Source organism: Streptomyces sp. CBMA123 (genome assembly GCF_014596465.1).
Lineage (GTDB): Bacteria > Actinomycetota > Actinomycetes > Streptomycetales > Streptomycetaceae > Kitasatospora.
The window spans coordinates 1-11,551 of record NZ_MECK01000171.1 but is presented as its reverse complement, the minus strand read 5'-3'; the positions used below and the strand labels follow the sequence as shown (position 1 = coordinate 11,551).

General features: G+C 72.9%; 11 protein-coding genes and 1 pseudogene. 7 read left to right on the top strand and 5 right to left on the bottom strand.

Going from position 1 to position 11,551, the window contains the following annotated elements:
* Positions 1–565 precede the first annotated feature (565 nt).
* Complete coding sequence (locus tag BG452_RS20265; protein ID WP_188305750.1) at positions 566–1,801, bottom strand: IS701 family transposase; 1,236 nt, start codon at positions 1,799–1,801, stop codon at positions 566–568.
* A gap of 56 nt (positions 1,802–1,857) precedes the next feature.
* On the bottom strand, positions 1,858–2,241 hold the full coding sequence (locus BG452_RS20260) for a hypothetical protein (RefSeq protein ID WP_188305749.1): 384 nt from the start codon (positions 2,239–2,241) through the stop codon (positions 1,858–1,860).
* A 500-nt stretch (positions 2,242–2,741) separates the two neighbouring features.
* Between BG452_RS20260 and BG452_RS47170 the strand changes: the two genes are divergently transcribed.
* Together BG452_RS47170 and BG452_RS20255 are read left to right on the top strand one after the other, a co-directional pair.
* Complete coding sequence (locus BG452_RS47170) at positions 2,742–2,864, top strand: hypothetical protein (RefSeq protein WP_262986028.1); 123 nt, start codon at positions 2,742–2,744, stop codon at positions 2,862–2,864.
* A 12-nt stretch (positions 2,865–2,876) separates the two neighbouring features.
* On the top strand, positions 2,877–3,344 hold the full coding sequence (locus BG452_RS20255) for an ArsR/SmtB family transcription factor (RefSeq protein WP_188305748.1): 468 nt from the start codon (positions 2,877–2,879) through the stop codon (positions 3,342–3,344).
* Positions 3,345–3,492: 148 nt separating this feature from the next.
* Here BG452_RS20255 and BG452_RS20250 read toward each other — a convergent pair whose 3' ends face one another.
* The gene (locus tag BG452_RS20250; RefSeq protein WP_188305747.1) at positions 3,493–4,275 is read right to left on the bottom strand and encodes an NADPH-dependent F420 reductase; all 783 of its coding nucleotides are present in this window, start codon (positions 4,273–4,275) and stop codon (positions 3,493–3,495) included.
* A 117-nt stretch (positions 4,276–4,392) separates the two neighbouring features.
* On the opposite strand from BG452_RS20250, the gene BG452_RS20245 reads away from it, so the two are divergent.
* Positions 4,393–5,241 (top strand): LysR family transcriptional regulator, encoded by an 849-nt coding sequence (locus tag BG452_RS20245; protein WP_188305746.1) that lies wholly within the window; start codon positions 4,393–4,395, stop codon positions 5,239–5,241.
* A gap of 285 nt (positions 5,242–5,526) precedes the next feature.
* Positions 5,527–5,676 (top strand): annotated as a pseudogene (locus BG452_RS48125) (glycosyl hydrolase); the annotation flags it as partial.
* Positions 5,677–5,756: 80 nt separating this feature from the next.
* Here the strand turns inward: BG452_RS48125 and BG452_RS20235 are convergent.
* Both BG452_RS20235 and BG452_RS20230 read right to left on the bottom strand, forming a co-directional pair.
* On the bottom strand, positions 5,757–6,899 hold the full coding sequence (locus BG452_RS20235) for a GDSL-type esterase/lipase family protein (protein WP_188305745.1): 1,143 nt from the start codon (positions 6,897–6,899) through the stop codon (positions 5,757–5,759).
* Positions 6,896–7,045, bottom strand: a complete 150-nt coding sequence (locus BG452_RS20230) for a hypothetical protein (RefSeq protein ID WP_188305744.1) — start codon at positions 7,043–7,045, stop codon at positions 6,896–6,898. The genes BG452_RS20235 and BG452_RS20230 overlap by 4 nt, the downstream gene beginning before the upstream one ends.
* Before the next feature lie 287 nt (positions 7,046–7,332).
* Between BG452_RS20230 and BG452_RS20225 the strand changes: the two genes are divergently transcribed.
* The 3 genes from BG452_RS20225 (at position 7,333) to BG452_RS20215 (ending at position 11,446) form a co-directional block, all read left to right on the top strand.
* On the top strand, positions 7,333–8,685 hold the full coding sequence (locus BG452_RS20225; RefSeq protein ID WP_188305743.1) for a hypothetical protein: 1,353 nt from the start codon (positions 7,333–7,335) through the stop codon (positions 8,683–8,685).
* 104 nt (positions 8,686–8,789) lie between these two features.
* Complete coding sequence (locus tag BG452_RS20220; RefSeq protein ID WP_188305751.1) at positions 8,790–10,055, top strand: AAA family ATPase; 1,266 nt, start codon at positions 8,790–8,792, stop codon at positions 10,053–10,055.
* Positions 10,052–11,446 carry a DUF2201 family putative metallopeptidase gene (locus BG452_RS20215; protein ID WP_188305742.1) on the top strand — a complete coding sequence of 465 codons (1,395 nt, stop codon included), beginning with the start codon at positions 10,052–10,054 and terminating at the stop codon, positions 11,444–11,446. The genes BG452_RS20220 and BG452_RS20215 overlap by 4 nt, the downstream gene beginning before the upstream one ends.
* Positions 11,447–11,551: the final 105 nt, after the last annotated feature.

Below are 11,551 nucleotides of genomic sequence, written 5' to 3'. Positions count from 1 at the left end.
CAGTACTACGTGGGCACCACCAAGATGAACACACTGCGCACCGAGGAACTGGAGGAACGGTTCCCAGGACTACTGTCCGCGGTCGTGGCCGCCGCCGACGCCGAGGCCCACGACTGCCCCTGACACCACCGACACCCCCGAAGCCCTGACGCCCCGAACCTCCAGGGCCTCAGGGCTCCCGGGGCCTTAGGTGGATAGGGCCTTGGGCGGGCGGGGGTCAGCCGGTGACGCTGACGACGATCCTGCCGGCCCGGGCGCCGCCCTCCAGGCAGCGGTAAGCCCGGGCGACGGAATCCGGACCCTCGAAGACCCGGCCGACAACGGCCGGAACGAGCCGCCGGCCACGCCCGCGGTACCAATGCTCCGGCAGGACTTCGCCGTTTGGCCTCTGAACAGGCCGAACGGCGAAGTCCTGCCGGAGTACTAGTAGTACTTCGTTAGGTCGGGGTGGGCTGTCGTGTTCGGCTTGTGGACTTCCGCGTGGGAAGCGGGCGTTGACAGGTGCGGCAGACACCGGTCCAGCAGCTCAGCAGGTCCTGGAGTTGGTCGAGGACCTGGTAGAGGGTCAGGCCGGCGCTTGGGCTTTTGGGTCGAGGCGGCGGAGGGTGAGGAAGGCGTGGGCGGCGGTGACGAGCGTGACGTGGTGGTGCCAACCGCGCCAGGTCCGGCCTTCGAAGTGGTCCAGCCCGAGGCCGTGCTTCATCTCGCGGTAGTCGTGCTCGATGCGCCAGCGCATCTTGGCGAGCCGGACGAGGTGTCGGGTCGGGGTATCGGTGGGGAGGCTGGTCAGCCAGTACTCGGTGGGTGCCTTCTCGCCGGTGGGCCATTCGCTGAGCAAGGTGGTCTCGGGCAGGACGCCGTCCCAGGCGGCCGCTCCGCCGGCGCGGGCCATGGTGTGGGTGCGGGTTGCGACGCCCGCCGGCCGGACTGTGAGCACCCGGAAGCGGGAGCGCATCGGGCCCTTGGAGCCTCGGCGCCAGGCGGCCTGGCGGAAGGTCTTGCGCCCGCCGTCGGTGGCCAGGGCCTGCAATGAGCCGGCCTTGGTCCGGTAGCGGGGCGCGGGTTTGCGGCCGTTCCCGCTCCAGTTCGGGGCGGTGGGGAGTGCGTCGTGGGGGTGCGCGGACTCGTCGGAGCGGACCGCGACGACGTAGTCCAGCCCGCGTTCGGCCAGGCCGTGGCGGAACGCGGTGATCTGGCCGTAGCCGGCGTCGGCGACGATCACCTTCGGCTCCAGACCCCAGGCGATCGCCTCGTCGATCAGGTCCAGGGCCAGGCGCCACTTCTCCCGGTGCCCGACCTCCTCCGGCATGTCGGTCCGCGCCCGGCGTTCAGCGTCGTCCTGCCACTCGGCGGGAACGAACAGGCGCCAGGAGACCGGCACGGACGCGGTGTCGGAGGCGGCATGCAGACTCACCCCCACCTGGCAGTTCGACTGCTTGCCCAACGCCCCGCACCACTGGCGGGCCACCCCGACCGACATCCGCCCGTCCTTGGGAAACGACACGTCGTCGATCACCCACACCACAGGGTCGACCACCGGAACCGTCTTGACGGCCACGGCCCGCAGCACCGCCGCGTGATCCCACGGCGACTGGTTCACGAACTGCTGCAGGGCCTGCATGTCGCCGTCCGGCAGCCGCTCGGCCATCGGCTGGATCGACTTCCTGCGACCGTCCAGCATCAACCCGCGCAGGTAGCAGTCACCCCACCCGCGCGTGTCCTTCCGCGGCACCGATGCGAACACCTCAGCCACGAACGCAGCCAACTCGCCACGGAGTTGCTCAATCTCCCCCAAGTTCACGCCGACCAGGATGCCCGACACGCCGACCAAGATCAATACAAGTTAACGAAGTACTACTAGTTGACCGGACCGCAGCTGTGGCTCAGGCGGGTGCCGTTGTACCAACGGTCGGCGCACGCCTGCATGCTGTGCCCGGGGCCGTCAGGCCACCAGTTGGACCCGGCGCCGGAGGAGCGCCAGACCTCGGTGCCGTTGTCGGTCAGGGTGAAGAGGCACCAGTACGGGTCCGTCGCCGAGGCCTGGATCGGGTTGTTCTCCATGGCGTCGTGCCAGCCACCGTCGACCCACTGGAGCTGGATCTCCTCGATGGCCACGCAGGAGCCGCTGCCGATGGTGAAGTTGCCCTCCTGAGCGAAGGCCGGGTTGGCGCCGAGTGCGATGAGGGCGGCCGTGCCGAATGTGGCGGCCAGGCCAAACCTGGTCTTCTTACCTATGCGCATGCCCATGCTTGTTCCCTTCGGGTTCTAGCCGTAGCGGCGTCTGGGGTAGATGCTGGTCGCCCTGTCCGAGGACGGACAGCCTCTAAGCTCGGGCCTTAAGCGAGCCGGGAGCGGCGGCATGCGGGTGGCTGTGGCGTTTGCGGCACGGGACTTGGCCAATGTGCGGTTCGCGATCTCACCGGTCCAGCACCTGCTGATCGGGCTCCAGCAGGACAGCGGGGCCCCGCTTCCGGCGCGGCGGTGGTGGCGCGCGGTCCGCTCCCGGGTGCCGGCCCGGGCCTGGCCGCTGATCGAGCTGATCACGGCCAACCCGCTCTACCTCCCGGACTTCCTGACTCCGCCGATGCCGCTGGCCGCCGGTGGCATCTCGATCGGCGACGAACTCGACGTCATCGGCTCGGTCGGCGCCGAGCAGTTGCGCGGAGAACTGGCCCGGTACGCCGAATTTGGGGCCCGTGCCGAGGCCCGTCGCGCAACTGCTCGAGGGCGGCACCGCGCAGATGAACCGCCTGTTACACGGGCTGCATGCCCTGTACAGGGCCTGCCTGGCCGACGACTGGCCCGACATGGTCAAGCTGCTCAACGCCGACATCTGCATGCGCCGGGGCGTTGTGGGCGAGTAGGGAACAGGCCGGATGCTGACCGGAATCCACCCGGCCTTCAGCGACCCGACACGCTTCGAACTCACCCTGTGGGGTCCGGCGCCGGAGGTTCCGGTGGACCTGGAGCGTACGGCCGAGGCCGGATTCGTCCTGTCCCCGAACCTGCTCCTCGGCGGCATGGTCTCCCCGGCCATCGCCAGCCCGTGGCAGCAGCCGCTCTTCGCATACACCGCTTCGGAGACCGTCCAGCCGCCGCCCGTTCACGTGGACGGGCTGACGGCGCTCGTCGGCAAGGGGAAGGCCGCCGCACTGCGGGCGATCGGCACGGGCTGCACCACCACCGAACTGGCCGTCAGGCTCGGGGTGAGCGCTCCTGCGGCTTCCCAGCACACGGCTACCTTGCGCGGGAGTGGGATGATCACGTCCATCCGGGACGGACAGCGTGTCATCCACTCCCTCACGCCGCTCGGGATCGGCCTGCTCGCGGCCAACCCGCTCTGATCCCTGCCAGCCCTCTCTTTTGGATCTTTCCGCTCAACTCAGAGCGTGGTGCGAGGAACACGGCTGCGCCCCGGACGAGGCCTGCCACAGCTGGCGCATCCTGAGCCCTGCGAGGCCGCTGACGCTCGCTGTCGGCGGTGCGATCCCGCTACATCCGAAATCCTGCGGGCCCCCGGACCGCGGCGGCGGCCAGTTCCTTGACGCGGGCGGCAGGTACGGGCACGCCCGGCGCTGCCTGGGCCCAGGCCACTACGTCCGGCACGGTGGTGAGGCCGGCCGGTAGCTGTCCCACGTACGGGATGGCGTAGAGCGGGGTATTGGGTTCGCTGCGCCAGCTCTCCGCCAGTGTGCCGAGGTCCACCGCGTCGAAGCCGAGGACGTCCAGGAGGGCGATGGCCTCTTCCCTGGCTGCCGGGTCGTCGCCGGACAGCGGCAGGGCGGTGCGATCGTGGGCGTCGGCGGGCCGGAACAGGTCCAGCAGTTGCCTGGGGCCGATGTTGTGCAAGGCCTTGACCACCCGGGCTCCGACGAGGTGGCGCTGGACCAGCTCGCTGGAGGTCAGCTCGTTGCTGTCGAGTTCCGGAATCTCCCATTCGGGCCTCAGCGGGGCGTAGTTCATCGGGTCGATGACGGTCTTACCGGCGAGCTCCGCGTGGGGCAGTTGCTTGTGGGCGGTCAATGGCACGGCCGTGATGACCAGTTCGGCGGCCAGCGCTGCCTCGGCCGGGGTGGCCGCGTGCGCCCGCGGGCCGAGGTCGTCGACGAGGCCGGCCAGGGTCTGCGGGCCGCGCGAGTTGCTCAGCACGACGTCGAGGCCGGCGTCGACGGCGCGGCGGGCGAGCGCTGCGCCGACCGCGCCGGTGCCGATAATGCCGAGGGTCGAGGTGCTCACGTGTCTTCTCCGTTCAGGTCTGCCCACGCGCTGCGACATCCGGCGTCCAGACTCGCTGCGGCGGGCTGCTTATGACCCATCACAGCCGGTTTGACCTGCGCGAACAATGATCAGAGACTCCCTGCAGCGATCACATCGCGTGATAGGTTCGACGGTGTGGAGCTGCGAGCGCTGCGATACTTCGTGACCGTCGCCGAGGAGTTGCACTTCGGCCGTGCGGCCGAGCGGCTGCAGATCGTGCAGCCGGCGGTCAGTCAGCAGATCGCCCGGCTGGAGCGCGAGCTCGGCGTTCGTCTGCTTGAGCGCAACTCACGGCGAGTCCGGCTCACCCCGGCCGGCGAACGCGTTCTCGCTGCCGCCCGGGAGGCCCTGGCCGCCGCGGCGCGGGTACGGGTGGTGGCCGGGGAGTCGGTGGCCGGACTGCGGATCGGGGTGGCTTCCTGCATCACCCCGCGACTGGACCGCGCTCTGGCCCGCCTGCGCGAGAGCGAACGCCGCGCCGAGCCGAGACTGGTCGTCCTTCCGGTGACCGCACGCCTCGACGCCGTCCGCGACGGCGAGCTGGACCTGGCGCTGGTTCGCGGCACCCTGGCATCCACGACGCTGACGGTGACGCCCGCCTGGTCCGAGCCTCTGCACGCGGTGCTCTCCCGCGAACACCCGGCCGTCGGCAAGCCCACGGTCAGCCTGCACGACCTCGACCCGCACGGCCTCTACCTGCCCGCCCGGGACAGTGACCCGCCGCTGCACGACGCGATCCTCGCTGCCCTGCCCACGGCCCCGTCGCGTCCGCCCGCCGGGGACCTGCTCAACGCGGCGTTCGAGGTGAGCCGAGGCGGGGAGGCCTGGACGCTGATCCCGGCCGAGCAATTCGCCGGGTCGCTGCCCGACCGGTTGCTACAGGTGCCGTTCGATCCGCTGATGACCGTCGACGGCCACGTCGTGACCTCGCCCGCCACACCGGCACCATGGGTGGCGTCGTACGTGGCCGCGTTCGGCGACTAGGGTCTGCACGAAAGCGGATCTCGAACGGCGATGATCACGGCGTGGCGCACGGGGACTTGACGGGCCGGCAGTGGGCACGGCTGAACTACTCAGAGCGCGGTGGTGAGCCGGATGCTGCGGCGGGGCCGGGCCGAGGATGTCCCGAACGTTCGTACAGGCCGCTGGGCGTCTGCGCCCGGGTCAGCTCCTGCACCGTGACCGGACCCAGCGCGGCCAGGGCGGTCTCGAAGGCCTGCCGGTAGGCCCCGCAGAACGCATCGGCGCCCAGACCCGCCTGCCTGGAGCAGGTCGGACGAGTGGTGCACCGTCCGCATCGACCCCAGGAACACCGTCCACGTCCTCGCCTCCGTCGACGAGTGCAGCTACGGCCCGGGCCCCGACCGGATGGGCGACCACCCCACCACCTGGTGCCAGGTCGGCCGGGGCGGCCGGTCCTGGTACACCGGCAGGGCCACACCGAGGAGTCGTACGCCGGCTCCGCCGTCCGCGCGATGCTCCTCCCTCAGCCGCCGCCGTCACACCGCCAGGGGTGCGCCCGGGCCGAAGGCGAGGTGGGTGAAGCGGGTGGCGATCAGGCGGTGGGCTTCCGGGGAGGGGTGGAGGGCGTCGGGGAGGGGGTGGGTGTCGTGGTCGGTCTCGCCGTAGAGGGCGCGGCCGTCCAGGTAGTGGAGGTCGGGGTCGCCGTCGGCGGTGCGGGCTTCGATGATGCGGGCGAGTTCGTCGCGGATCACCGTGAGGGTGAGGCGGCCGGGGGCGGGTTCGCCGGTGGCGCGGAAGCGGAGGGTGCCGGTGGTGAAGTCGGGGGCGAGGGGGCCGGGGGTGTGTTCCTGGATGGGGCAGAGGAGCGGGGAGACGACCAGGAGCGGGGTGGTGGGGTGGCCGTCGCGGATGGTGTCGAGGAAGCCGTGGACGGCCGGGGTGAAGGCGCGCAGGCGCATCACGTCGGCGTTGACGAGGTTGATGCCGAGTTTGAGGCTGATCCGGTCGGCGGGGGTGTCGCGGATGGTGCGGGCGGTGAAGGGGTCGAGCAGGGCGCCGCCGCCGAAGCCGAGGTTGGTGAGGTCGAGGCCGGCGGCGCGGGCCGCGAGGGCGGGCCACGTCCCGGTGGGATGGGTGGCGTTGGAGCCATGACTGATCGAACTTCCGTGGTGCAGCCAGCGGTTGCGGTGGGCGACGGGTACGGGAGTGAGGGGTGCGTCGGAGTCGAGGGCGATGAGTTCGGTGGTCTCGGTGTGCGGGAGCCAGATCTCGACGGTCTTGTCGTGGGCGGGCAGGCCGGTGAAGTGGGCGGTGCCGGGCGGGCCTTCGGTGAGGGTGGTGCGACCGGTGGCGAGGTCGACGGTGCGCAGGTTGCCGCCGGGGACGGTGGCCCGGGCTTGCGGCCGGCCGTCGACGAGGAGGTCGTAGACGCCGTCGGGCAGGTTGGGCACGCCCGGATAGGCGCGCTTGGTGGGGATGGTGTGGAGTGCCAGCGTGGTGGCGCGGGTGCGGAAGACCAGGCGGACGCCGGAGGGCTGCGACTCGGCCATCGCGAGCTGTTCGTCGGGGATCTGCCGGCGGGCGCGGGCGGGCAGTCGGTGCGGGAGCAGACCGCGGCCGGTGTGCTCGGTGTCCAGGTGGCCGTGCAGGAGGGACTCGGTGACGGGTGTGCTGATCATGGCGCTTCTTCGTTCGGCGGGACGGAGTGCAGGGCTGCGGAGCTGCCGAGCAGTCGCACCGGCTGGGAGGGGGCGAGGTCGGCGGGTTCGGCGGGTTCGGCGCCCGCGGGCAGCACGGGTTCGGCGTTCGGCCCTGCTCGTGCCATGGCTGCCCCTCCTCGCACTGCTTCCTATGAAGAGTATGGTGTTGCCTAGGTGCCTTAGGCAAATGGAAGAGCCGAGTAGGGGCTGTCAGTCGGCAGGATCGCCTCGGATCCGCCCCGAACCACCGGCTTCGACCTGCTCTCCTGCAGTCCTCGGGCGGGCCGTGGACGGCGGGCCGCGCGCCCGGAAAGGGTGTGGCGAAGCGGCGGCGGCAGGCGCTATGCTCCCCGGCGATGAAGACTTTCGCTGCTCTCGGATCGGAGGTCCCGTTCGCACAAGGTGAGTGCTGATGCTCACCCACCCCGCGAACGAGGACACCTCCCGCTTCACCCTCTGGCGGCGCGTACGCGAGTACGCCGTGCCGCCCTCCATGATCGAAACCGCCACCGAGCGCCGACTGGCCGGTGACTGGGCCGGGGCCTGCGCGGCCGCCCACGTCGAGGTCGACTTCCGGCTGCGGGACGTCTCGCGCACCCACGGACGGCAACTGGCCGACCGGGTACGCGAGGACCTGCGCCACCTGGCGCCGGACCTGCTGCGCTGGCACCTGCCCAGAACCGCGCCCGACGGGCTGCTGCGCGCCGGCCTGACCGTGCCGCTGGCCCGCTACCCGGGCGAACGGCCGGTGCACCTGGTGGTCCGCACGCCGCCCGCCTGGGCGGAGTACGGACAGCGGATCAGCCTGGCACTGTGGGACGGCTCCGATCCCGGCTCCGCCCCGCACCCCCGTCCGCGCCCCAGCCGCCGCTACCGGCTCGACCTGCACCGGCACCTCTGGGACGCCGGGCGCAGCGGGGAGTTGGCGCTGCGGTCCGGCGTCGGCCCGCCAACTGACCAGCCGCACAACGGAATCGGCCCGCACGGGCTGCGCCTCGCCGCCGACCGCTGGGCCGCCGAGGCCGAGTTGCTGCGGCGCGCCGAGGGGCTCCCACCCGGGCCCGTCACGGTGCGGCTCGGGCGGCAGCGACGGCTGGTACTCGGACCTGGCACCCGCGTCGAGGAGGCCATCGGGGACGTCCGGGCGCTGCCGCTGCTGCCCGACGCGGCGACCTGGGTGCCGCCCGACGTCGACCTGCTTCGCAGCGGGGCGCTCACACCGGACCGGCTGCATCCGCTGGTCGCGGCCGCGCTGGCGCCCGGACACCGTCCCGTACGGGAGCCCGAACCACCGCCCGGGCAAAGGGTGGTGGAGTGTCGCGGCGCCCGGCACCGGATCGCGGTGGTCGACGGGGTGCTGACCGCGCTCGACCACGATCCGGCCCAGCTGCGCCGCGAGGAGCTGCTGGTCGCCCTGTCCGGCACCCCGCTGCCCTGTCTGCGCGCGATCGACCAGGCGCACCGCGATCCGGCCGAACTGACCGGCGTGCGCGACCGGTTGAACCACGGCGACACCGCCGGCGCGCTGGCCGTACTGGAGGGTCTGCTCGGCCCGCGGGCGGCGCTGCGCGAGGGGCCGCTGCGGGACGAACTCGCGGCGGCGGCGGAGCGCAGGGTCGCCTACGGCCTCTACCGGTCCGGTCTGACCCTCGACCGGCGGGCCAAGGCCGTGGAGAGCTGGACCTCCTACGACCTCTACCGGTTCGGCATGCCCCGCCGGCACACCTACCCGTTCCCGCGGCCGCCCCGCATCGCCGCCCGCTGAACGCTCACTGAAGGCCCGCCGCACGCACGAGGCCGGTCACAACCCGCGCGCACCCACTGACTTCCGACTTCCCGAGGTGATCACCCATGCCCATGCCCATGCCCATGCTCACGTCCACGTCCACACTCACGTCCACGTCCACGTCCACGTCCACCCACGCCCGGCTCGACGTCGCCCGCCAACTGCTCGACCTGCTCGGCGACACCCGCACCGAACCCCGCTCCGACGACCAACTGGAGGCACTCACCCTCGCCGTGGCCGCCGACCTGCCCGTACTGCTCTGGGGCGAACCGGGCATCGGCAAGACCGCCGCCCTCAACCAGCTCGCCGACGCCCTGGACCTGCCGCTGACCACCGTCATCGCCAGCGTCCACGAGCCCTCGGACTTCTCCGGCCTGCCCATCGTCGGCGACGACCCGGCGCAGCAGGGCGTCCCGCTGGCCCCGCCGGACTGGGCGGTGCGGCTCGTCCGGGCCGGGCGCGGGCTGCTGTTCCTGGACGAGCTGTCCACCGCGCCGCCCGCCGTCCAGGCCGCGCTGCTCCGGCTGGTCCTGGAGCGGCGCATCGGTGCGCTCCAACTGCCGCCGGGCGTACGGATCGTGGCCGCGGCGAACCCACGGTCCTCGGCGGCCGACGGGTGGGAGCTGAGCCCGCCGCTGGCGAACCGGTTCGTCCATCTGCAGTGGGTGCACGACCACGAGGTGGTGGTGCGCGGACTCGGCGGGGTGTGGCCGGTCGCCACCCTGCCGCGGCTCGATCCGGCGGAGCTGTCGGCGGCGGTCGCGCTCGCCCGCCGGGCGGTCTGCGAACTGCTCACCGTGCGGCCGGAGTTGGTGCACCGGATGCCCACCACCGAGACCAAGCGCGGCGGGGCCTGGCCGTCCCCGCGCAGCTGGGACATGACGCTGCGGCTGATCGCCTTCGCCACCGCGGCCGGCTCCTCCCGGGAGGTGCTGTCGCTGCTGGTCCGGGGCACCGTCGGGGACGGTCCCGGGCTGGAGCTGATGGCGAGCATGGACCGGATGGACCTGCCGGACCCCGAGCAGCTGCTCGCCGACCCTGCCGGCGCGGTGCTGCCCGAGCGCGGGGACCTGCGCCAGGTGGTGCTGGACGGGGTGGTGGCCGCGGTGCGCAACCGGCCGGAACGGGCCCGGTGGGACGCGGCCTGGGCGCTGATGGTGCGGGCGATGGAGACCGGCGCGCCGGACGTGCTGGTCGTCCCGGCCACCACTCTGGCCTCGCTGCGCCGGGAGGACTGGGAGGTCCCGGCGGCGATCGAGCACCTGGCCTCGACGGTGGCGCTGTCCCGGCGGGCCGACCGCGCCGCCGTGCGCGTCGCCGCCCGGAGCGACGTGACGGCCGGCCGATGAGCACGGGCACCACGTCCCCGGACGCCACGTCGCCGGGCACCACTCCTCCGGACGCCACGCCGCCGGACACCGGCTGGAGCGCCCGGCCCGCCGCCACCCCGCTGGACGTCCGCCGGCGCGGCCAGCCACTGACCGCCCGCCGGCCGGCCGGCCCGACCCCCGCCCCGCCGGACCTCCGCCCGCTGGACCTCGACAAGCTGTACGCCGCCCGGCTGCAGGCCGTCCGGGCCCGCCCCTACCTGGCGACGGCACTGTTCGCCCTGCACCTGGTGGAGTCCCGGCAGGTGCCGACCATGAGCGTGGACCGCCACTGGCGCTGCTACGCCTCGCCCGGCTTCGTCGAGCGCACCCCGGTGGAGGACCTCGCCTCGGTCTGGGTGCACGAGGTCTCGCACCTGCTGCGCGACCACCACGGCCGCAGCGACCGCCTGGCCCGCGAACTCGGCTTCCAGGGCCCCGCGGACCGGCTGCGGATGAACATCGCCGCCGACTGCGAGATCAACGACGATGCCTTCGGGGACGGCCTGGTCACGCCGGCGGGCGCGCTGACGCCCAAGGCCCTCGACCTGCCGGAGGGCCGGCTGATGGAGGAGTACGTCCGCGGCTTCGGCTTCGACCTGCGCCATCTGAGCCTGGCCTGGCTGGACTGCGGCAGCGGTGCCGACGGCGTGGACCGCCCCTGGGAGCTGGGCCCGGACGGCGCCCACGGGCTGACGGTCCAGGAGCAGGACGCCGTGCGCTTCCGGGTCGCCGAGGGCATCCGGGGCCGCCCGGGGAACGCCCCGGCGGGCTGGCGGCGCTGGGCCGAGGAGGCGTTCCACCCGCCGCAGCCGTGGCGGCAGTTGCTGGGCGCGGCGATGCGCTCGGCGGTGTCGGGGCCGGGCGCGGGCGGGGACTACAGCTACGGCCGTCCGGCCCGCCGCTCGGTCGGGCTCGCGGGCGTGGTGCTGCCGAGCCTGCGGCGGCGTCCGCCCCGGGTGTCGGTGGTGATCGACACCTCCGGCTCGGTCTCCGACCAGGAGCTGGGCAGTGCGCTGCTGGAGGTCGCGGCGATCGGCCGGGCGGTCGGCGGCCGGCACGACCTGGTCACCGTGCTGTCCTGCGACGCCGCCCTCCAGGCCGCCGGGGCGCTCTGCCGGGCGGCGGGCATCCCGCTGGTCGGCGGCGGGGGCACGGACCTGCGGACGGGCTTCGCGGCGGCACTGCGGACCAGGCCGCGGCCGGACGTCGTGGTGGTGCTGACGGACGGGCAGACGCCGTGGCCGGCGGTCCCGCCGTCCTGCCGTACGGTGGTGGGCCTGTTCCGGCGGCCGGCCGGGTACGACGAGAACAACGGCGAGTACCGGCCGGACACGCCGCCGGACTGGGCCCGGGTGGTCCGGATCGGATGAGCCGGGCCGGGGGCCGTCGACAGCAGGAGGTTTCCGCTTGGACACGGACGGGCCGGTGGAGGCCCCCGCGCAGGACGAGCACGCGCGGCTCGCCCGCTACCGCCG

Bases quoted from the DNA above. Each gene is read 5' to 3' on its own strand.
- BG452_RS47170 (WP_262986028.1), top strand. From the start codon at position 2,742: ATGAACCGCCTGTTACACGGGCTGCATGCCCTGTACAGGGCCTGCCTG.
- BG452_RS20255 (WP_188305748.1), top strand. From the start codon at position 2,877: ATGCTGACCGGAATCCACCCGGCCTTCAGCGACCCGACACGCTTCGAA.
- BG452_RS20230 (WP_188305744.1), bottom strand. From the start codon at position 7,045: ATGGCACGAGCAGGGCCGAACGCCGAACCCGTGCTGCCCGCGGGCGCC.
- BG452_RS20260 (WP_188305749.1), bottom strand. From the start codon at position 2,241: ATGCGCATAGGTAAGAAGACCAGGTTTGGCCTGGCCGCCACATTCGGC.
- BG452_RS20235 (WP_188305745.1), bottom strand. From the start codon at position 6,899: ATGATCAGCACACCCGTCACCGAGTCCCTCCTGCACGGCCACCTGGAC.
- BG452_RS20220 (WP_188305751.1), top strand. From the start codon at position 8,790: ATGCTCACGTCCACGTCCACACTCACGTCCACGTCCACGTCCACGTCC.
- BG452_RS20250 (WP_188305747.1), bottom strand. From the start codon at position 4,275: ATGTCGCAGCGCGTGGGCAGACCTGAACGGAGAAGACACGTGAGCACC.
- BG452_RS20225 (WP_188305743.1), top strand. From the start codon at position 7,333: ATGCTCACCCACCCCGCGAACGAGGACACCTCCCGCTTCACCCTCTGG.
- BG452_RS20215 (WP_188305742.1), top strand. From the start codon at position 10,052: ATGAGCACGGGCACCACGTCCCCGGACGCCACGTCGCCGGGCACCACT.